This is a genomic window from Devosia sp. J20-27, from assembly GCF_055808595.1.
In genome coordinates, this window is sequence record NZ_CM147875.1 from 2747624 (window position 1) to 2765306 (window position 17683).

General features: G+C 62.3%; 22 protein-coding genes. 10 read left to right on the top strand and 12 right to left on the bottom strand.

Annotated features, from left to right (window positions below; translation table 11 throughout):
- Window positions 1-9 precede the first annotated feature (9 nt).
- A complete protein-coding gene (locus tag AC0L4C_RS13580) occupies window positions 10-255 on the bottom strand; it encodes a zinc-finger domain-containing protein (RefSeq protein ID WP_473400180.1) in 246 nt (81 codons plus the stop codon).
- Window positions 256-356: 101 nt separating this feature from the next.
- Here AC0L4C_RS13580 and AC0L4C_RS13585 point away from each other — a divergent pair, with 101 nt between their 5' ends.
- From AC0L4C_RS13585 to AC0L4C_RS13595, 3 genes are all read left to right on the top strand, one after another.
- The gene (locus AC0L4C_RS13585; RefSeq protein WP_473400181.1) at window positions 357-1109 is read left to right on the top strand and encodes an alpha/beta fold hydrolase; all 753 of its coding nucleotides are present in this window, start codon (window positions 357-359) and stop codon (window positions 1107-1109) included.
- A 103-nt stretch (window positions 1110-1212) separates the two neighbouring features.
- The gene (cysE, locus tag AC0L4C_RS13590; RefSeq protein ID WP_473400183.1) at window positions 1213-2040 is read left to right on the top strand and encodes a serine O-acetyltransferase; all 828 of its coding nucleotides are present in this window, start codon (window positions 1213-1215) and stop codon (window positions 2038-2040) included.
- Between the two features lie 112 nt (window positions 2041-2152).
- Window positions 2153-2371, top strand: coding sequence for a DUF3126 family protein (locus tag AC0L4C_RS13595; RefSeq protein ID WP_473400184.1), 219 nt, complete (start codon window positions 2153-2155; stop codon window positions 2369-2371).
- An 18-nt stretch (window positions 2372-2389) separates the two neighbouring features.
- Here the strand turns inward: AC0L4C_RS13595 and AC0L4C_RS13600 are convergent, their stop codons facing one another.
- The gene (locus tag AC0L4C_RS13600) at window positions 2390-3055 is read right to left on the bottom strand and encodes a hypothetical protein (RefSeq protein ID WP_473400185.1); all 666 of its coding nucleotides are present in this window, start codon (window positions 3053-3055) and stop codon (window positions 2390-2392) included.
- A gap of 56 nt (window positions 3056-3111) precedes the next feature.
- On the opposite strand from AC0L4C_RS13600, the gene AC0L4C_RS13605 reads away from it, so the two are divergent.
- Window positions 3112-3492, top strand: a complete 381-nt coding sequence (locus AC0L4C_RS13605) for a DUF6949 family protein (protein WP_473400186.1) — start codon at window positions 3112-3114, stop codon at window positions 3490-3492.
- 72 nt (window positions 3493-3564) lie between these two features.
- On the opposite strand, the gene AC0L4C_RS13610 is transcribed toward AC0L4C_RS13605, so the two are convergent.
- From AC0L4C_RS13610 to AC0L4C_RS13620, 3 genes are all read right to left on the bottom strand, one after another.
- Entirely contained in the window at window positions 3565-4188 is a 624-nt protein-coding gene (locus tag AC0L4C_RS13610; RefSeq protein ID WP_473400187.1) for a transglutaminase-like cysteine peptidase, read from the bottom strand.
- Window positions 4189-4346: 158 nt separating this feature from the next.
- Complete coding sequence (locus AC0L4C_RS13615; protein WP_473400188.1) at window positions 4347-4976, bottom strand: PilZ domain-containing protein; 630 nt, start codon at window positions 4974-4976, stop codon at window positions 4347-4349.
- Window positions 4977-5075: 99 nt separating this feature from the next.
- Window positions 5076-5735, bottom strand: a complete 660-nt coding sequence (locus AC0L4C_RS13620; protein ID WP_473400189.1) for a PAS domain-containing protein — start codon at window positions 5733-5735, stop codon at window positions 5076-5078.
- Window positions 5736-5914: 179 nt separating this feature from the next.
- On the opposite strand from AC0L4C_RS13620, the gene AC0L4C_RS13625 reads away from it, so the two are divergent.
- Both AC0L4C_RS13625 and AC0L4C_RS13630 read left to right on the top strand, forming a co-directional pair.
- Complete coding sequence (locus tag AC0L4C_RS13625) at window positions 5915-6652, top strand: rhomboid family intramembrane serine protease (protein ID WP_473400190.1); 738 nt, start codon at window positions 5915-5917, stop codon at window positions 6650-6652.
- Window positions 6649-6849 (top strand): SlyX family protein, encoded by a 201-nt coding sequence (locus AC0L4C_RS13630; protein WP_473400191.1) that lies wholly within the window; start codon window positions 6649-6651, stop codon window positions 6847-6849. The genes AC0L4C_RS13625 and AC0L4C_RS13630 overlap by 4 nt, the downstream gene beginning before the upstream one ends.
- Window positions 6850-6862: 13 nt before the next feature.
- On the opposite strand, the gene hisI is transcribed toward AC0L4C_RS13630, so the two are convergent.
- Both hisI and folE read right to left on the bottom strand, forming a co-directional pair.
- A complete protein-coding gene (hisI, locus tag AC0L4C_RS13635; protein ID WP_473400193.1) occupies window positions 6863-7303 on the bottom strand; it encodes a phosphoribosyl-AMP cyclohydrolase in 441 nt (146 codons plus the stop codon).
- A 49-nt stretch (window positions 7304-7352) separates the two neighbouring features.
- Window positions 7353-7976: a GTP cyclohydrolase I FolE gene (gene folE / locus AC0L4C_RS13640; RefSeq protein WP_473400194.1), complete on the bottom strand. Its 624-nt coding sequence runs from the start codon at window positions 7974-7976 to the stop codon at window positions 7353-7355.
- Between the two features lie 147 nt (window positions 7977-8123).
- Between folE and AC0L4C_RS13645 the strand changes: the two genes are divergently transcribed.
- From AC0L4C_RS13645 to thrS, 3 genes are all read left to right on the top strand, one after another.
- Complete coding sequence (locus AC0L4C_RS13645; RefSeq protein ID WP_473400195.1) at window positions 8124-8561, top strand: iron-sulfur cluster assembly scaffold protein; 438 nt, start codon at window positions 8124-8126, stop codon at window positions 8559-8561.
- Complete coding sequence (gene yidD, locus AC0L4C_RS13650) at window positions 8558-8869, top strand: membrane protein insertion efficiency factor YidD (protein ID WP_473400196.1); 312 nt, start codon at window positions 8558-8560, stop codon at window positions 8867-8869. Before AC0L4C_RS13645 ends, yidD begins: the two co-directional genes overlap by 4 nt.
- A 109-nt stretch (window positions 8870-8978) precedes the next feature.
- Window positions 8979-10958, top strand: coding sequence for a threonine--tRNA ligase (gene thrS / locus AC0L4C_RS13655; RefSeq protein WP_473400197.1), 1980 nt, complete (start codon window positions 8979-8981; stop codon window positions 10956-10958).
- Between the two features lie 37 nt (window positions 10959-10995).
- Here thrS and AC0L4C_RS13660 read toward each other — a convergent pair whose 3' ends face one another.
- Window positions 10996-11343, bottom strand: coding sequence for a cupin domain-containing protein (locus AC0L4C_RS13660; RefSeq protein WP_473400198.1), 348 nt, complete (start codon window positions 11341-11343; stop codon window positions 10996-10998).
- 175 nt (window positions 11344-11518) lie between these two features.
- Here AC0L4C_RS13660 and AC0L4C_RS13665 point away from each other — a divergent pair, with 175 nt between their 5' ends.
- Window positions 11519-11767, top strand: a complete 249-nt coding sequence (locus tag AC0L4C_RS13665; protein WP_473400199.1) for a hypothetical protein — start codon at window positions 11519-11521, stop codon at window positions 11765-11767.
- Between the two features lie 15 nt (window positions 11768-11782).
- Here AC0L4C_RS13665 and AC0L4C_RS13670 read toward each other — a convergent pair whose 3' ends face one another.
- The 4 genes from AC0L4C_RS13670 to AC0L4C_RS13685 all read right to left on the bottom strand — a co-directional run bounded on the left by AC0L4C_RS13670 (window position 11783) and on the right by AC0L4C_RS13685 (window position 17626).
- On the bottom strand, window positions 11783-13621 hold the full coding sequence (locus AC0L4C_RS13670; RefSeq protein ID WP_473400200.1) for an extracellular solute-binding protein: 1839 nt from the start codon (window positions 13619-13621) through the stop codon (window positions 11783-11785).
- A gap of 119 nt (window positions 13622-13740) precedes the next feature.
- Window positions 13741-15369 (bottom strand): ABC transporter ATP-binding protein, encoded by a 1629-nt coding sequence (locus tag AC0L4C_RS13675; protein ID WP_473400201.1) that lies wholly within the window; start codon window positions 15367-15369, stop codon window positions 13741-13743.
- On the bottom strand, window positions 15369-16514 hold the full coding sequence (locus tag AC0L4C_RS13680; protein WP_473400202.1) for an ABC transporter permease: 1146 nt from the start codon (window positions 16512-16514) through the stop codon (window positions 15369-15371). The genes AC0L4C_RS13675 and AC0L4C_RS13680 overlap by 1 nt, the downstream gene beginning before the upstream one ends.
- On the bottom strand, window positions 16514-17626 hold the full coding sequence (locus tag AC0L4C_RS13685; protein WP_473400203.1) for a microcin C ABC transporter permease YejB: 1113 nt from the start codon (window positions 17624-17626) through the stop codon (window positions 16514-16516). The genes AC0L4C_RS13680 and AC0L4C_RS13685 overlap by 1 nt, the downstream gene beginning before the upstream one ends.
- Between the last annotated feature and the right edge of the window lie 57 nt (window positions 17627-17683).

Below are 17683 nucleotides of genomic sequence, written 5' to 3' on the forward strand. Positions count from 1 at the left end.
GCAGGGCCCCTAAGCTGCTTCCGACTGGTAGACGGCCGAAAGCGGCTCGGAGGTGCCCGCGGCAAGGTTCGGATTGAAAACGTAGAGCGTCGAGCAGTAGGCGCAGACGATTTCGTTGTCCTTGCCCATGTCGAGATAGATATGCGGATGATCGAAGGGTGGCAGGGCGCCGATGCACTGGAACTCCTTCGACCCCACCTCGATGCGGGCGAGCCCTTCGGTGTTGTGGAAATGCGGAGTGCTCGAATGTGCCATGATCGGACCGTGAACAGGTTTTGAATTGGGCGGACCATAGCGAAGCAGGGTGGCAATTGGAAGGCTTGGATCGCGGCAGACACGGTGCTACATCGCACCGCATGCCAAGCTTTCTTTCAGACGGGATCGCCATCGCCTACGAGGTGCATGGTGAAGGTACGCCCATACTTTGTATTCATGGCTTCGGGTCGTCGGGCAAGATCAACTGGATCGACACCGGCTGGGTGCAGACGCTGACCGAGGCGGGCTATCAAGCGATCACCTTCGACAATCGTGGCCACGGGTCCTCGCGCAAGCTCTACGATACCAAGCTCTATTTTGCCCATCAGATGGCCGAGGACGCACAGAACCTGCTCCGGCATCTGGAGATCGAACGTGCCGCGGTGATCGGCTATTCGATGGGTGCACGGATTGCCGCGTTCCTCGCGCTCAATCATCCCGACGCTGTATCGGCCTCGGTCTGGGGTGGCGTGGGGCTGAACCTGATCAGTGGACTGGCCGATTCCGAGACCATCATCTCGGCGCTGACGGCAGACTCCCTCAGCGAGGTGAAGGACCGGATCGGACGACAGTTCCGCATATTCGCCGATCACAACAAGGCGGACAGGGCGGCCCTGGCAGCCTGCATGGTGTCATCGCGTGAGCCCATGTCCGAAGCGCAGGTGCGGCGGATTGCCGGGCCGGTGCTGGTAGCGGCCGGTGCGGACGACGAAATGGCAGGCGACCCGGCAGCCCTGGCAAATCTGCTCCCCGGTGGTGAGGCATTCACAATCGACAAGCGCGATCACATGCGAGCGACAGGCGACCCCCAGTTCAAGCGCGCCGCCCTCAGTTTCCTGGATCGGCATCGCTAGGTGTTCAACAGGCCTTCAGCGAAAAATGAACCAAACGAAGCGACTGGGCTTTGTTCTTTGCAGGGCGATGGCCTATTATCGGTAGATCACGATGGAGAATGGCATGGCCGGGACAACCAAAAAGGCGTCACATCTGAAGTCTGTCGATCCGGTCTGGGATGCGGTGGTCACTGACGCGCGGAATGTTCTGGCTATCGAGCCGTCGCTGTCCAACCTTCTGATTTCGTCGGTTCTGAATCACGACACCTTCGAGGAGGCACTGGCGCACCGCGTGGCCGAACGCCTTCATCACCCGGATGTATCAGCCGATCTCATCCGCCAGGCGTTCATGGATGCCCTGCAGCGCCGGCCGGAGATCGGCCAGGAATCGCGCGCCGATCTGGCTGCCACCTTTGAGCGGGATCCGGCGTGCCACAAGGTTCTCGACGCATACCTCTATTTCAAGGGGTTTCAGGCGATCCAGACGCATCGCTTCACCCATCAGCTCTGGAACATGGGGCGCAAGGATTTCGCGCTCTATCTGCAGAGCCGCTCGAGCCAGGTTTTCCAGGTCGACATCAACCCTGCCGCCCGGATCGGTCGAGGTATCATGCTCGACCACGCGACCGGCTTCGTCGTCGGCGAGACCGCGGTGATCGGCGACCATGTCTCCATCCTGCAGGATGTGACCTTGGGCGGAACGGGCAAGGCGGAAGAGGATCGTCATCCCAAGATCGGCAATGGCGTGCTGATTGGCGCAGGTGCCATTGTGCTAGGCAACATCAAGGTCGGCGACTGCGCGCGGATCGGAGCCGGATCGGTCGTGGTCAAGGAAGTTCCGCCGCGGGTGACCGTCGCCGGGGTCCCGGCCAAGATCATTGGCGAGGCCGGCTGTTCGCAGCCATCGTCGCGGATGGACCACATGGTCGTGGTACCCGACACCAGCGGCTGATCTCACCAAGACGCCGCATTTTCGCCCTTTCGAGCGGGGAAAAGCGCCCGCCGGGATTGTCCGGTGGGCCGCAATGCCTATTGTGGCGAACCCAACGACACAGGAGCGGCACTTGAACCACCCAGAAATCATCAAGCTTCAGAAATTTCTGCAGCAGAAGTTCAACAACCGCGCGCTCGACGTCCGTCCGCGGAACAAGCAGAACGACTCCGTCGAGGTCTATCTTGGCGACGAATTCCTTGGCCTGATCTACGTCGATGACGAAGACGGCGACCGGTCCTACAATTTCCAGATGGCCATTCTCGACGTCGATCTCGACGAAATCCAGTAGGCAGAGGCCGCAGGCCCGCTAGATGCCGATGCGGGCCAGTGTCGCCAGCATCACCGGGTCGAACTGCCTCCAATTTTGCAGTGCGTCCGCACTGAAGGCATAAACCGCGGCGAGCCCGGGGCCGAGATTGACGGTCCTGAGGCAACGCGTTGCCAGACCATCAGCTACAGCGGGCATGCATTTGGCGACGAACGGGTCGGGCGAGATGGGATCATACCAGACGGTTTCCCCTCGCAGGCCTTCCCCGATGACAAGCGGCTTGCCGACGAGGCCCGGCGGGCCCTCAATCTGATCCGTCTGAAACTGGTGTAGATAGACGCCGTCCAGAAGTCGTGCACTTGGCCGGACGCGGCTGCGCGGCAGGATGGTGACCTCAACAGGCATCAGGCTCCCGGCCGTTCCCAGCGGCAGTGCGAGTTGCAGGTCCACTTGCTTGGCGAAACCCTCCACACGCTGCTCCGCATAGCGGAACCAGGATACCGGGATGTCGAGATCCTTGCCGCCTATGGTGCGGACGAGTGTCTCCCCGTCGCCCGGCATGGATGGGCTTTTGGCCGTCCGCCCTGCTGCGTCGATGGCATAGGCCAAAGCGATGGCGGCAAGAGCTATCAGCGCCGCGATGGCGGCCAGATTAAATCCAACCGAATGGCCGTTGTGGGTTCGAGCAGCGGAAGGAGCGGGCATGGACGCCAGTTAACCAGAATTGCCGAGACGACGTGACAGCCGATAGGGCGCCGCATATGATTAACGAAGAGTTAATTGCGGTCGCCAGCCAGGGCGGCCATGCTGGGGTAGGGCGTATGTTGAGAGAATTTCTACTGGCCGGAATGATCATGGCCGTCGGCATGTCCGTGGCCGGAGCGGGGACGCATCTCTACCAGTGGTTGTCCCGGGAAACAGCGGCGCTGCGCTACGATGGCGCGACGCTGTTGCGCACGTTCGGTCTGCTGGCCGTCAGCTTTATTTGTGGACCGTACATCATCCTGCAGATGGGCTGGCGCCAGGAAGTAGGGGGCACGATCACAGTCAGTTCGGCGTTGCTCTCGGCATTTCTCGGGTTTGGCTGGAGCTTCATCACCGGACTTCTGGTGATGAGCACTTATTTCGCCATCTTCGGCTGACTTCCGCCAAAGGGCATGAATCAGAAGGCCGGCCTCCCGGGAGGCCGGCCTTCTTGATTCCATCAGTGATGGCTAGCGCTGGGCGACGGTGACGACACGGTTGTCGATGATGTCCACCCACTGGCCGGCATTGGCCTGGCTCTGCCGCTTGAGGAACTGATAGGGCGTTTCCGTCCAGAGGCGCACCATGCCGTCCTGATTGTCGAGCACGAGATCACCGCGATCGGTTCGCACCATCAGGACTGCGTGTCCCTCGCCATTGGGCTGGCGAACCACCGAAATCAACAGTGTGCTGGGATCAAAGCCTTCAGCGATCAGTTCGCGCCGCTTTGCCAGGGTGATGTCCTCGCAATCCCCGTAGCCCTGGGGGTAAGTCCAGTACTCGTCGACCTGGTAAAGGTCGAGGTCACTGACCGGCACGATCTCGCGGTTCATCCGGTCGTTCACCGCCACAAGCTTGCGCCAATTGGACTCGGTGAGCTCCTCGACCTCGACGACGCGCTTGAATGCACCGCATTCCGAACGGTGGATCTTGCAGAACTCGGAGTGGCCGATCGGGATACTGGTCGGACCGGCGGTCTGGGCAAAGGCAGGATTTGTCAGATCGACGGAGGCAGCAAAGGCCGGTGCGCCGGAAAAAAGTGCTGCGATTGCGATGGCCGCGACGGTCGAAACAAAGTTGATCTTGCTTGGCATCTTCTGGAGCCCCCTGTTGGGCTTGAAGATGACGGGGCCGGATTGCCCCGTTGCCAAAACTAAGAGCTAGATTTTATGCGTGTCTTATCGGTTCCGGTGAAGGTCGGTTAAGCATGCCGCAGTCGCATGGAGCCTGTCAGCTTTGGGAGTTTGGAGGCCTAGTTGAGGCGCAGGTTCTGCTGAACGACGTTGAGCATTTCCTGCGAGGAGGCGAACTCCACGGCAACGCCGTCCTGGAAGTGCCGAATGACGCGGGCGCGCATTCGGCCCAGAGTCACCGGTGTCCCCATGGCCGGGCGGACCGCAAGTTCGATGGCTGCACCCGAAAGGGAAATATCGATGATCTTGCAGTTGTAGCGGCGACCATCATCAAGCACGACCGTCGAATGGCGATTGTCGGGAACAACCCGCTCGTGCCGGCGGTCTTCCGGCAGGTTGAGCGTGTCCTTGTTGGCCAGCCAGGTGAGCTGGGCAGCCATCTTGTCGCGTTTGCGCGGGCTGGCGACGATGTCCATCATGAAGCCGCCATCGATGTGGGCGACGACGCTGCCTTCAATGCGGCCAACGTGATCGATATAGGCGATAACCTTCTCACCGATCTGTCCAGCGATCGGAACTACCACGGCCGCATCGCCCGGAGACATCTCGAGCACCTGACAGGGGAACTCACGGCGGTCCTGCAGCATGTAGCGGCCAAGCACCGAAATCTTGACGCGCTGAAAGCGCGCGGATGGTGCAAAGCTGCGCGGCGGTGCAAGGCGCTCTGAGGCGGGATCGTCGGTGATCATAAGATGTGCGGGCCCAGTCAATGAACTGACAGGGCTACGCTAAACAGTTTTGGTTAACCGAATGTAAGATTTGGGGCGACGGATGGACTAAAGTCCTAACTATGTACGGCCGCCGTCAATCACGGCCAGATGCGCGTAGCGACGGGCCGACCGGCCAAACACGGTTGCCTGCATGGGTATCGGCGCTTCTGCTCCGCCATTGGCGTAAACCACATCACGCGGAATGGTCGCGGCAACGTCGCGGCCCAGGTCACCAACCGAACTGTCGTCCGGCCAGATGAGTCGCAGACCGGTTATGCGTTGTTCCATGAGCGGCTGCACGCCAAACCAATAGGGCTCCTCGATTGCAGTCATGGCGCCCAGCAGGCGTGTATTGGTGCTGCCGTTATGACGGACGGGCAGGAGGATCGTTTCCATCTGCACCTTGGTATGGATCGCGGTGCTGCCCTGGAACGTCACGAGGGCAACGGCATGGTCTTCCGTCACCGCCCGTACCAGCGTCTCCATGGCTTCGCTGTCGCGCTGATGCCATAGGTTGGTGAACGAGCGCCCCTTCAGTTCGCGGGCGTAGGCGGCGCAGATATGCGAGCCTGCCAGACGAAAATCGAAGGCGTTGTTTTCGTTGAGTTCGAGGATGAAGGTATTGGCCAGGGCGCCACGAATCCGAGTTGGATCGATATCGCGGCGATCCGGTGCTGACCGCGAGCCACGCAGGGTATTCCAATAGTCGTAGAGCGTCTTTGTGCTCGTTTTCTGCATTCGCCTGACCTGTTCCCAAACCCAGGCAAACGTCCCCGAGGGGATCGTCCGCCGCCGGAAACACAGTCGCAAAACGGCGCGACAAAATCGCCTTTAAACAATCCTTAAGGTTAACGGGGCGGGGACAGTGTGGATAAGCTGGCGGAATGGGCTAAGGATGCCCGGAAAAGGGCCGGAACGTGAGCGACCAGGAAAAAACTGAACAAATGCAGCGGCCCGGTGGGCGCGAGCCCATCTTCATGCTGCCTGGCATGGTGGTTGTGCTCTGCGGCCTGATGGTGGCGATTCACCTCGCGCGTGGCGTCGTTCTTAACCCCTCGGGCGAGGAGGCGCTGCTGATCTGGTTCGCCTTCGTGCCGTTCAGGATCATTGAGCCGGCGGCCATCGAGGGGGGCTTGTGGCCGTTGATCTGGACGCCCGTCACGCACGCATTCCTGCATGCCAACTGGGAGCACGTGATCTTCAACACGATCTGGCTGGCGATCTTTGCCACGCCGGTTGCGCGCCGGTACGGAGCCTTGCCGACCCTGATCATTTTCGGCGCAGCGTCCATCGTCGGCGCCCTGGCCTTTGCCGTGACGACGCTGCCGGCCCTGCAGGTTCTGCTGGGTGCATCAGGCGGCGTCGCAGGCCTGACGGGTGCAGCGGTGCGCTTCATGTTTCAGCCAGTGATCGTCGCGCGTCACCCGGAAACCGGCGAGATCGTTCCGCTGGGTCGCAAACTGGCGACGCTGCAGGAACTCGTCGCCGACTCGCGGACGCAATTCTTCATCCTCGTATGGGTCGTCCTGAATGCCGCTGTACCGCTCTTGCCGCTGCTGTCCGGCATGCAGGTGCAGATCGCCTGGCAGGCGCATCTGGGCGGCTTTTTCAGCGGCCTGTTTCTGGTTTCACTGTTCGAGAGGCGTCCGAATTGAACGAGGATCGCATAACGGCGCTGGAGGAACGGCTGGCGCATCAGGAGCAGACGATCGAGGACCTCAACGGCGCGATCATCGACCTGTGGAAGGAAATCGAGACGCTGCGGCGTCAACTGGGCAAATTCGGCGACCAACTCAGCCAGGTCGCCGCGGACGTGCCACAGCCACCCGAGCCGCCACCGCCGCACTACTAGGTCTTGTACACGTCTAGGTCTTGTACACGTCCTTCGGATCGAACAGTCGCGCTTCGCCGGTGTCGACGAGGGTTCCGTCTTCGATGCGTCGATAAAAGCAGGACTTCCGACCGGTGTGACAGGCCGCGCCGCGGCCCGTCTGCTCGACGATCAGCAGGATGGCATCCTGATCGCAGTCGACCCTGACTTCGATGACCTTCTGGATTTCGCCCGACGTTTCGCCCTTTTTCCAGATCTTTTTGCGGGAACGGGAAAAGTAGTGTGCCGAGCCGGTGGTGAGCGTGAGTTCGAGCGCTTCGGCGTTCATGTGCGCCAGCATCAGCACCTGATTGCTCTCGTGCTCGACGGCAATGGCCGTTACCAGCCCACTGGCATCAAACCTGGGTGCGAGCGCGGAGCCTTCTTCAAGCTCTGCGTGGGTCAAGGTGGCGGGGTCGGCAAATCTGGCGGTCATGGACTGCTTCTAACGTGCAGCGGCGGGAGAGGCTAGGCGCTTCGCGGTGCTATCGCTTGCCAACCATGGCAAAGAAGCGATCCTGCTCGGCCCGGTCCTCGGCAAAGACGCCTGTGAAACGCTGGGTGACGGTGGCGGCACCATGTGCCCGGACGCCGCGCATCGACATGCACATGTGTTCCGCCTCAAGCATCACGGCAGCGCCGCGGGGGTTCAGATGATCGTTGATGGCATCGATGATCTGGGCCGTGAGGTTTTCCTGAACCTGCAGACGCCGCGCGAAGACGTCGACAAGGCGCGCCAACTTTGACAGGCCGACGACGCCGTCGTGGGGCAGGTAGGCGATGTGAGCCCTGCCGACGAACGGCACCATGTGGTGCTCGCAGTGGCTGGAAAACGGGATGTCCTTGACCAGAACGACATCGTCGTAGCCGCCCACTTCCTTGAACGTGCGCTCGAGCACATCCTTGGGATCCTGATCGTAGCCGGCGAAGAACTCGCCGAAGGCCTTGGTGACGCGATGCGGCGTGTCGAGCAGTCCTTCGCGGTTCGGATCGTCGCCGGCCCAGGCGATGAGGGTGCGCACCGCCTCCATGGCTTCCTGATGGGTAGGGCGAGTGGCAGTCGGCGCGTTCCGGCCCTGCGGGGCCTCCGGCTTTATGACAGCATCCATGACGATTCCTCGGTCGAACGCATTAGAGACGCTGGCCCGCGTCACTTAGTTTCACCTGGAAGCGAATGTCGCCCCACTGACAGTCCGGCCTGGGCGAACTATATAAGTTCTGGCGAAGCGGCGACAAGAAACAGAATTGTGTCAAAGATGGACCTCAGCGATCTTTATTCCGACCGCATTCTGGAAATCGCGGCAAATCAACCAATCCCCGGGCGGCTGGCCGATGCGGACGCGAGTGCGCGCAAGGTGAGCCGGGTGTGCGGGTCGTCGATCGAGGTCGATATAAAGGTGCGCGACGGCATGATTGTCGGATACGGCCACGAAATCTCGGCCTGCGCTCTCGGGCAGACCTCGGCAGCCATCGTCGCCAGTCACATCGTCGGAACGTCGGTGGCCGAATTTCGCGACCTGCGGCGACAGATGACGGACATGCTCAAGGCTGAAGGTGCGCCGCCAGCGGGCAGGTGGAGCGACCTCAGATATCTGGAGCCGGTGCGCGACTACCGGCCGCGCCACACGTCGACCCTGCTGGTGTTCGAGGCGGTGGACGAAGCCCTGCGCAAGGCGGAAAGCCCACCGAAGTGAACCGGTTCGTGCGCGGCTTCTGGAACGTCGTGGACTTTCCCTTCCGCGTCGTCAGCTACGGGCTGATCCAGGGTTATAGATATTCCCTGTCGATGTTCATGGGGCGGACGTGCCGCCATGCGCCGAGTTGCTCTGAGTTCACGCGGGATGCGATCTGGACCCATGGCTTCTGGCCGGGCGGCTGGATGGGACTGGCCCGGATCACCCGCTGCCGACCGGGGGGAACGCATGGCTACGATCCGGTGCCTGATGGGCTGCCGGACGACGCCCACTGGTACCTGCCGTGGCGCTATGGGCGCTGGAAATAGCAGGCTTCCAGGGCCGACGCGTCGGATGACATGGGTTGCCGTCCCATGCTAGAGACCGCCCTGATTTCGCGATTTCCGCGACGTCGCAATCCTATTCTCGGAGATGAAAATGACGATCAAGGTGACGTTCCCCGACGGTGCAATACGCGACTATGCGCGTGGCACCACCGGGACCACCATCGTCGAGGGCATCTCCCCGAGCCTCGCCAAAAAGACCGTCGCCATAAAATGGAACGGCGTCCTGAGCGATCTCTCCGATCCGCTGGAAGCGGACGGGCGGATCGAGTTTGTCATGCGCGACAGTGCCGATGGTCTCGGGCTGATCCGGCATGACGCCGCGCACGTCCTGGCGGAAGCCGTGCAGGAACTCTGGCCCGGCACGCAGGTGACGATCGGCCCGGTGATCGAGAACGGCTTCTACTACGACTTCAAGCGGGACGAGCCGTTCAGCGAGGAAGACTTTCCCGTCATCGAAAAGAAGATGGCCGAGATCGTTGCGCGTGGCGCTGCGTTCACCAAGGAAGTCTGGAGCCGCGAGGAGACCAAGAAGGTCTTCAAGGCCAAGGGCGAGGAGTTCAAGGTGGAACTCGTCGATGCCATTCCGGCTGACCAGTCGATCAAGATCTACAAGCAGGGCCAGTGGTTCGACCTCTGCCGTGGTCCGCACATGCGGACGACCAAGGATGTTGGCAGCGCTTTCAAGCTGACCAAGGTGGCGGGTGCCTACTGGCGCGGCGACAGCAACAATCCGGTGCTGAGCCGGCTCTATGGCACGGCCTTCGCCAGCCAGAAGGAGCTCGACGAGTATCTCCACATGCTCGAAGAGGCCGAGAAGCGCGACCATCGCAAGATCGGACGCGAACTCGACCTGTTCCATCTGCAGGAAGAAGCGCAGGGCTCGGTGTTCTGGCACCCGAAGGGCTATGTCATCTACAATCAGATGGAGGCCTATATCCGCCGCCGTCTGGACCGGTCGGGCTATGTCGAGGTGAAGACCCCGCAGTTGATGAACTCGAAATTCTGGATCGCCTCGGGGCACTGGGGCAAGTACCGCGAGAACATGTTCGTGGTGCCTGACGAAGTCCCCAACACCGAGGAGGAAGGTCCGGTGCTGAAGGGTGAGGGCGAACTGATGGCCCTCAAGCCGATGAACTGTCCGGCCCATATCCAGATCTTCAACCAGGGCATCAAGTCCTACCGCGATCTGCCGATCCGGATGGCGGAGTTTGGCTGTTGCCATCGCAACGAGGCGCATGGGGCCCTGCACGGGCTGATGCGCGTGCGGCAGATGACGCAGGACGATGCACACATCTTCTGTCGCGAGGACCAGATACAGGCCGAGACCGAGCATTTCGTGCATCTGCTCTATTCGGTCTACGGCCACATGGGCTTCGACAATGTCGTCATCAAGCTCGCGACGCGACCGGAGAAGTATGGCGGTACCATCGAACGCTGGGACGCCGCCGAGAAGGCTTTGGGCGATGCGCTCAAGGCTACCGGTTATGATTTCGAGATCGCCGAGGGCGAAGGCGCCTTTTACGCGCCGAAGCTGGAGTTCCACCTCAAGGACGCCATCGGGCGATCCTGGCAGGTGGGGACGCTGCAGCTCGACTATGTGCTGCCCGAGCGGCTCGAGGCGACCTATGTCGCCGAGGACGGATCGCGGAAATATGCGGTGATGCTGCACCGGGCGATCCTCGGCTCGCTGGAGCGCTTCATCGGCATGATGATCGAGAACTACGCCGGCAAGATGCCGATGTGGCTGGCGCCGGTGCAGGTGGTGGTGGCGACCATCGTGTCGGAGGCCGACCCCTATGCCGAAAGGTTGGTCAAACAGTTGCGCGATGCAGGGGTGCGGGCTGAACTCGATGCCCGTAACGAGAAGATCAACTACAAGGTGCGCGAGCACTCGGTGCAGAAGGTGCCGCTGATGTTCGTCGTCGGCAAGCGCGAGGCGGAGGAGGGCACCGTGTCGGTGCGCCGGCTCGGAACCGAGGGGCAGCAGGTCCGGCCAGGGGCCGAGGCGGTCGCAGATCTTCTCGAAGAGATCGTGCCGCCCGACCTCAAGCCGCAAAAAGCGGTTGCCTGATCAACAAGTTGAGGCGCCTTCGGGCGCCTCTTTCGTTTCAGGCAGCGTCGATCGCCACAGTGACCCTGCAGGCGGTTCTGACGGGCGGCAGGCAACGGGAGAGGATGTGGGCGGCGTCGGGTCCGACATTTCGATAGGCGAAGGTGACGCCGCGGGGGACCCGGACAAAGCCTCCGGTGGAGACGTGGCCGACGGCGCCGCCGACCATGAATTCCAGTGTGCCGTGGTCAACCACGAAGACGGTATCGCTACGGTCGTTGCGGCGGGCTGGGGTCTGGACTCCGGGCGGAAGGGTGTGGTGGTGGGCGCGGTAGCGGAGGTCGGCACCATCGGCGTTGGCGATGAAAATCACCTGGTCACCGCTCAGGAAGAAGGACGTGGACATGATTGCCCCATGTGTTCGCATTGCCCCGGTGCCGCTGTATCGCCACCTTGATGAACGCAAGTTGAACGACGCGATATGCGCAGATTTCAATGTAGCTGTGCGTAACCCATTCTGACCCTGTTTCTGAAAACGAACAATGGTACGGATTCGGAACACTATTGATTTGGGTGATGCGATGGCACGCGCGCTTTATGTCGTCATATTGAGCGGCGACAGCTGGTGGGTCGATATCGAAGGCAAGGCACATGGCCCGTTCGACAGCCGCGAACAGGCAGCGGCCGAGGCCAAGCACCTGGCGCAGTTTGCCGCCCATTCCGGCCGCTCGAGCGAAGTCCTGGTGCCCGATGACAGCGGACGCCACCGGGTGGTCTGGGAGAGTGCGACGGAATATCCGTCGCACGCCGGTTTCCGGGCAGCGGAGTAAGACGTTCGGGGCGCCTCAGGGCGCCCCGGTCTTTTCGGCCTTGGCCGCATCCCACCACCAAACCGTCGGGAAGCCGACCGAGAAGGCGGGCAGTTCGTCGGGACGGCTGAAGCGGTCCCAGTGCGCCACGCGCTCATCGACGGCGGCGTAGCTCGGGATCAGGACGTGCTTGGCCAGCAGCACGCGATCGAGGGCGCGGGTGGCGGCGATGAGCGTTTCGCGGTCATCGGCGAACACCACCTTTTCGATCAGAGCATCGAGCGCCGGATCCTTGACCCCCGAGTAGTTGCGCGAGTTGGGCGTGTCGGCGGCGACCGAGCCCCAGAAATCGCGCTGCTCGTTGCCTGGCGAGAGGGTCTCGCCCCAGGCCTGATAGACCATGTCGAAATCGCGATTGTTGAGCCGCTCCTCGAACTGCGAGGAATCAGCGGACCGGATGGTGACCTGGATGCCGAGGCGGCCGAGATTGGTGACGAGGTTTTCGGCAATCGGCTCGATGGTCGGGCCATCGAGCAGAATCTCGATGGTGAAGGGCTGGCCATCGGGCATGAAGCGGGTGTTGCCGTTGAGCTTGTAGCCGGCCTCCTCGAGCAGGCGATTGGCCTCGGCAAGGTTGTTGCGCAGGTTCTCGGTGCCGCCAACCGGATTGGCATAGGGCGTCGTGAAGATCTCTGGCGGAACCAAGTCTTTGACAGTGTTAAGGATTTCCAGCTCCTCGCCCTCGGGCAGGCCGCTTGAGGCCAGCTCGGTGCGATAGTAGAAAGAGTCCACCCGGCCGTACTCGCCGTAGAACAGGGTCTTCTGCAACTGCTCGAAGTCGAAGGCGTAGTTGAGGGCTTGGCGGACCCTCACATCCTCGAACTTGGGCTGGCGCAGATTGTAGATGAAGCCGACCATGACGCCGCTGTCGGCCATGGGACCGGGATAGCGCTCGCGCAGGACCTTGCCCTGCTGGACGGCGGGGAAGTCGTAGCCGGTGGCCCAGCGGGCGGCACGGTTCTCGCTCCAGTAGTCGAACTGGTCGGCCTTGAAGGCTTCGAAGGCGACATCGAGATCGCGGAAATACTCGTAGCGGATCTCGTCAAAATTGTCGGTGCCGATATTGATCGGCTTGTCCTTGCCCCAATAGTCGTCGCGGCGCTTGAAGCTGAGAGAGGTGCCGGCACTGAACGAGGCCAGTTCATAGGGGCCTGACCCCATCGGCGGCTCCAGGGTGGAGGCGGCAATGTCACGCTGCTTGCCGCTGGCGTCGGTGCCTTCCCACCAGTGCCGGGGCAGGATCGGGTACTCGCCGACGATCAGCGGCAGTTCCTTGTTGCCGGCCTGGTCGAAGGTGAAGGTCACCTCACGGTCGCCGGTGACCTCCGCCCTGGTGACGTTGGCATAGTAGCTCTGCAGGAACTTGTTGTGTTCCTTGGCTTTTTCGAACGACCAGACGACATCGTCGGCAGTCACCGGCTCGCCATCCTGCCACTTTGCGGCGGGGTCGATGCGGTACGTCACCGAGGAATAGTCATCGGGGTAGCTGAAGGCTTCGGCGAGGAGGGCGTAAGCGGTCGAGGTCTCGTCCAGCGTGTGGGTGAGCAACGTCTCGTAGACGAGGCCGGTCGGCGCCGCCTCGCCCTTGTCGAGCACAGGGTTGAAGGTGTCGAAGCTGCCGAAGGCGGGCAGGCGCGCCACGCCGCCCTTAGGCGCGTCCGGATTGACGTAGTCGAGATGGGCGAATCCCTCGGGATACTTGAGGTCGCCCATCAGCGAGGTGCCGTGGCGCCAGACCTTCTCGGTGCTGTCCTGAGCGAGAGCGGGCGTGACCGCCAGGGCGAGGACGAAAGCAAGGCGGGCGAAGGATTTCATTTTCTAGTTCTTTCCTTGTGCCAAAGGGTTAGCGGCAGTGTAGGGCGGACCAGCCGCAAGTCGAGAGGGTCGGCAGCCTTTGTGTTCAAGTTAGGGTGAGACGCGGCTCCGATTGAGCTCTACTGGCGGATATCGCCGCCGGCATGGGCGCGCAGTTCGAAGGCAGCGGCCATCAATGCCTTGGTGTAGGCTGATCGCGGCTGTTCGAAGATCTGCCTCGCGGGGCCGTACTCGACGGCCTTGCCGTCCCGCATGACGAGTATGTCGTTGGCCAGGGCCCGGACGACGCGGAGGTCGTGCGAGATGAACAGGTAGGACAGACCATATTTGGCCTGCAGGTCGCGCAGCAGGTCGACCACCTGGGCCTGAACGCTCATGTCGAGCGCCGAGGTGGGTTCGTCGAGGACGACGAACTTGGGTTTGAGCGCCATGGCCCGGGCGATGGCGATACGCTGGCGTTGGCCGCCGGAAAACTCGTGCGGGTAGCGGAAACGGGTGGCCGGATCGAGACCGACTTCGGTCAGGGCCTGCTCCACGCGCGTGTCGATTTCGGCCCGGGGCAGGTCGGGCTGGTACACCTCCAGCCCCTCGGCGACGATTTCGCCGATGGCCATGCGCGGACTGAGCGAGCCGAAGGGGTCCTGAAAGACGATCTGCATGTCCTTGCGCAAGGGGCGCAGGGCTTTCCAGGACAGGGCCTCGACGGGTCGGCCGACAAAGGCGATCTCGCCCTTCGAGGAAATGAGGCGCAGCAAGGCGCGACCCAGCGTGGTCTTGCCCGAGCCGCTCTCGCCCACCACGCCCAGTGTCTCGCCCTCCCGGATGACGACGTCGATATCGTCGACCGCCTTGAAATGGCCTTTGGTACGCATCAGCAGGCCGCGACGGATGGGAAACCAGACCTTGAGTGCCTTGGCCTCCATCATGGGGGGCGCGCCGGGCAGCGACGCGGGCGGCTCGCCGCGCGGTTCGGCGGCCAGCAGTTTCCTGGTGTAGGCGTGCTGCGGATTGGCAAAGAGCGTCTCGGTCGGGCCGCTCTCGACGATCTCGCCACCGGTCATGACGTGCGTGGTGGCGGCCATGGAGCGGACGATGCCAAGGTCATGGGTGATGAAGAGGATCGCCATGCCGTACCTGGACTGCAACGACCTGAGCAGTTCCAGAATCTGGGCCTGAATGGTGACGTCGAGGGCGGTGGTCGGTTCGTCGGCAATCAAGAGGTCAGGATTGTTGGCCAGCGCCATGGCGATCATGACCCGTTGCCGCTGACCGCCGGAGAGCTGGTGAGGCCAGGCCTGCAGCTTCTCGACGGGGTCGGGGATGCCGACTTCGGTGAGCAACTCGATGGCGCGGGCCTTGGCCGCCGTGCGCGAGAGCCCGCGGTGCAAGGTCAGAATCTCGGAGATCTGCCGCTCGACGCGATGCAGCGGATTGAGCGAACTGGTCGGCTCCTGAAAGATCATCGAGATGGCATTGCCGCGGACGCCACGCAGATGTGTGGCAGGGGCGCTGAGCAGGTCGGTGCCCTTGAAGAGGATCTGGCCACCCGGATGGCTGGCCTGGGGGTAGGGCAGAAGCTTGAGGATCGAGAGGGCCGTCACCGATTTGCCCGAGCCGCTTTCGCCGACCAGGGCCACGGTTTCGCCTTTGGCAATATCGAAGGAGACACCCCGTACGGCCGGTAGCGTGATCTCGCCGGCGTGGAAATCGACCTTCAGATCGCGAATGGAGAGAAGAGCGTCGGCCATCAGCGGAAACTCTTTCGGGGATCGAAGGCATCGCGGACGCCCTCACCGGCAAAGACGACGAGGGTGAGGATCAGCGAGATGGCGACGAAGCCGGTGATGCCGAGCCAGGGCGCCTGCAGGTTTTCCTTGCCCTGGGAGAGCAGTTCGCCCAGCGAGGCCGAGCCGACCGGCAGGCCGTAGCCGAGGAAATCGAGCGAGGTGAGGGTGGTGATCGATCCCGAGAGAATGAAGGGCATGAAGGTGACGGTGGCGACCATGGCGTTGGGCAGCAGGTGGCGAACCATGATGGTCCAGTTCGAGACTCCGAGGGCGCGGGCGGCGGCGACGTATTCGAAGTTGCGGGCGCGGAGGAATTCCGCCCGGACGACGCCGACCAGCGCCACCCAGGAGAACAGCAGCAGGATGATCAGCAGGGACCAGAAGCTGGGGACGATGACACTGGAGACGATGAGCAGCAGGTAGAGCGCGGGGACGGACGACCAGATCTCGATCAGTCGCTGGCCGACAAGATCGACCCAGCCCCCGAAAAAGCCCTGGAATGCGCCGGCAAGAATGCCAATGGCGGACGAGAGGACGGTGAGGATCAGGCCGAACAACACCGAAATGCGGAAGCCGTAGAGCACGCGGGCGAGCACGTCCCGGCCCTGATCGTCGCTTCCCAGCCAGTGGTAGTTGCCCATGTTGCAGCCTGGATCGTCCACGCCCGCCGGGTAGTCGGCGCAGCGCGTTGCCTCATCCATGGTCCAGGACGGCGGCGAGGGCGCGGCGGTCGGCAGGGCCGTGTCGACGGTGCGATAGTTGAAGCGCACCGGGGGCCAGAGCATCCAGCCATTGGCGTTGATCTCGTCGGCGATGAAGGGATCGCGGTAAACGGTTTCGGCAAGGAAACCGCCGAACTTGCTTTCGGGATAGTTCACCACCACCGGGAAGAGCAGTTCGCCCTTGTAGGACGCCATGATCGGCCGGTCGTTGGCGAGCAGTTCGCAGACCAGCGTCAGCAGAAACAGGGTGACGAATATCCACAGTGACCAGACGGCGCGCCGGTTGGCACTGAAGGCCGCCAGGCGGCGCTGGTTGATGGGCGACAGCCGGGACGGGCGCGAGGTAGCGGAGGCGGGTAAGGCGGCGGGGTCGGCGAGCGACATCAGACCTCCCGGCTCTCGAAATCGATGCGGGGATCGACCCACATGTACATGAGGTCGGAGACGAGGCCGATCACGAGGCCAAGGAGCGAGAAGATGTAGAGGGTGGCAAAGACCACCGGATAGTCGCGCCGGAGGACGGATTCAAAGCCGAGATAGCCAAGGCCATCGAGCGAGAAGATGGTCTCGATGAGCAGCGAGCCGCCGAAAAAGGCACCGATGAAGGCGGCGGGAAAGCTGGCGATCAACAGCAGCATGGCGTTGCGGAAGACGTGCCTGTAGAGCACCTGTCGCTCGGAAAGTCCCTTGGCCCGGGCCGTGACGACGTATTGCTTGCGGATCTCGTCGAGGAACGAGTTCTTGGTCAGCAGGGTGGTGGTGGCGAAGGCGCCGACGGCCATGGCGATGACTGGCAGAGTGATATGCCAGAGGTAGTCGAGGATCTGACCATACCAGGGGAGGGTGGCGAAATTGTCCGAGGTCAGGCCGCGGAGCGGGAAGATGTTCCAGAAGCTGCCGCCCGCGAACAGGACGATCAGCAGGATGGCGAACAGGAAGCCGGGCAGGGCGTAACCGACAATGATTACCGAAGACGTCCAGACGTCGAAGCGGCTGCCGTCGCAAACCGCCTTGGCGATGCCGAGCGGGATCGAGATGCCGTAGGAGAGGAGCGTCATCCACAGCCCCAGGGTAATCGAGACGGGCATTTTCTCGAGCACCAGGTCGATGACCGAGATGTCGCGGAAATAACTCTCGCCGAAATCGAAGCGCAGGTAGTTCCAGAGCATGCCGAAGAAGCGCTCGAGCGGCGGCTTGTCGAAGCCGAACTGCTTTTCGATCTGGGCGATGAATTCGGGGGGGAGACCACGCGAGCCGCGATAAGAGCTGCCACCGCCCTCCTGCCCGACCTGGGGCGAGGCGGATTGCTGTCCGGCGAGATCGCCGGACTGGTTGCCGGTGATGGCGACGCTAAGATTGCCGCGGCCATTGAGTTCGGAGATGAACTGTTCCACCGGGCCGCCCGGCGCGAACTGGATGATGACGAACGACACGGCCATGATGCCGAACAAAGTCGGGATCATCAGCAGCAGGCGTCTGAGGATATAGGCGCCCATAAGTTCACCGGGTTTCGAACATCACTCCAGCAGCAACGCACCGGATGTGACGACTTT

Coding starts and splice junctions, on each gene's coding strand:
- AC0L4C_RS13600 (WP_473400185.1), bottom strand. CDS start 3,055: ATGCCCGCTCCTTCCGCTGCTCGAACCCACAACGGCCATTCGGTTGGA.
- AC0L4C_RS13580 (WP_473400180.1), bottom strand. CDS start 255: ATGGCACATTCGAGCACTCCGCATTTCCACAACACCGAAGGGCTCGCC.
- AC0L4C_RS13660 (WP_473400198.1), bottom strand. CDS start 11,343: ATGTCCACGTCCTTCTTCCTGAGCGGTGACCAGGTGATTTTCATCGCC.
- AC0L4C_RS13605 (WP_473400186.1), top strand. CDS start 3,112: ATGATTAACGAAGAGTTAATTGCGGTCGCCAGCCAGGGCGGCCATGCT.
- AC0L4C_RS13615 (WP_473400188.1), bottom strand. CDS start 4,976: ATGATCACCGACGATCCCGCCTCAGAGCGCCTTGCACCGCCGCGCAGC.
- thrS (WP_473400197.1), top strand. CDS start 8,979: ATGACGATCAAGGTGACGTTCCCCGACGGTGCAATACGCGACTATGCG.
- AC0L4C_RS13680 (WP_473400202.1), bottom strand. CDS start 16,514: ATGTCGCTCGCCGACCCCGCCGCCTTACCCGCCTCCGCTACCTCGCGC.
- folE (WP_473400194.1), bottom strand. CDS start 7,976: ATGGATGCTGTCATAAAGCCGGAGGCCCCGCAGGGCCGGAACGCGCCG.
- AC0L4C_RS13685 (WP_473400203.1), bottom strand. CDS start 17,626: ATGGGCGCCTATATCCTCAGACGCCTGCTGCTGATGATCCCGACTTTG.
- AC0L4C_RS13670 (WP_473400200.1), bottom strand. CDS start 13,621: ATGAAATCCTTCGCCCGCCTTGCTTTCGTCCTCGCCCTGGCGGTCACG.
- AC0L4C_RS13675 (WP_473400201.1), bottom strand. CDS start 15,369: ATGGCCGACGCTCTTCTCTCCATTCGCGATCTGAAGGTCGATTTCCAC.
- hisI (WP_473400193.1), bottom strand. CDS start 7,303: ATGACCGCCAGATTTGCCGACCCCGCCACCTTGACCCACGCAGAGCTT.
- AC0L4C_RS13585 (WP_473400181.1), top strand. CDS start 357: ATGCCAAGCTTTCTTTCAGACGGGATCGCCATCGCCTACGAGGTGCAT.
- AC0L4C_RS13645 (WP_473400195.1), top strand. CDS start 8,124: ATGGACCTCAGCGATCTTTATTCCGACCGCATTCTGGAAATCGCGGCA.
- cysE (WP_473400183.1), top strand. CDS start 1,213: ATGGCCGGGACAACCAAAAAGGCGTCACATCTGAAGTCTGTCGATCCG.
- AC0L4C_RS13665 (WP_473400199.1), top strand. CDS start 11,519: ATGGCACGCGCGCTTTATGTCGTCATATTGAGCGGCGACAGCTGGTGG.
- AC0L4C_RS13610 (WP_473400187.1), bottom strand. CDS start 4,188: ATGCCAAGCAAGATCAACTTTGTTTCGACCGTCGCGGCCATCGCAATC.
- AC0L4C_RS13620 (WP_473400189.1), bottom strand. CDS start 5,735: ATGCAGAAAACGAGCACAAAGACGCTCTACGACTATTGGAATACCCTG.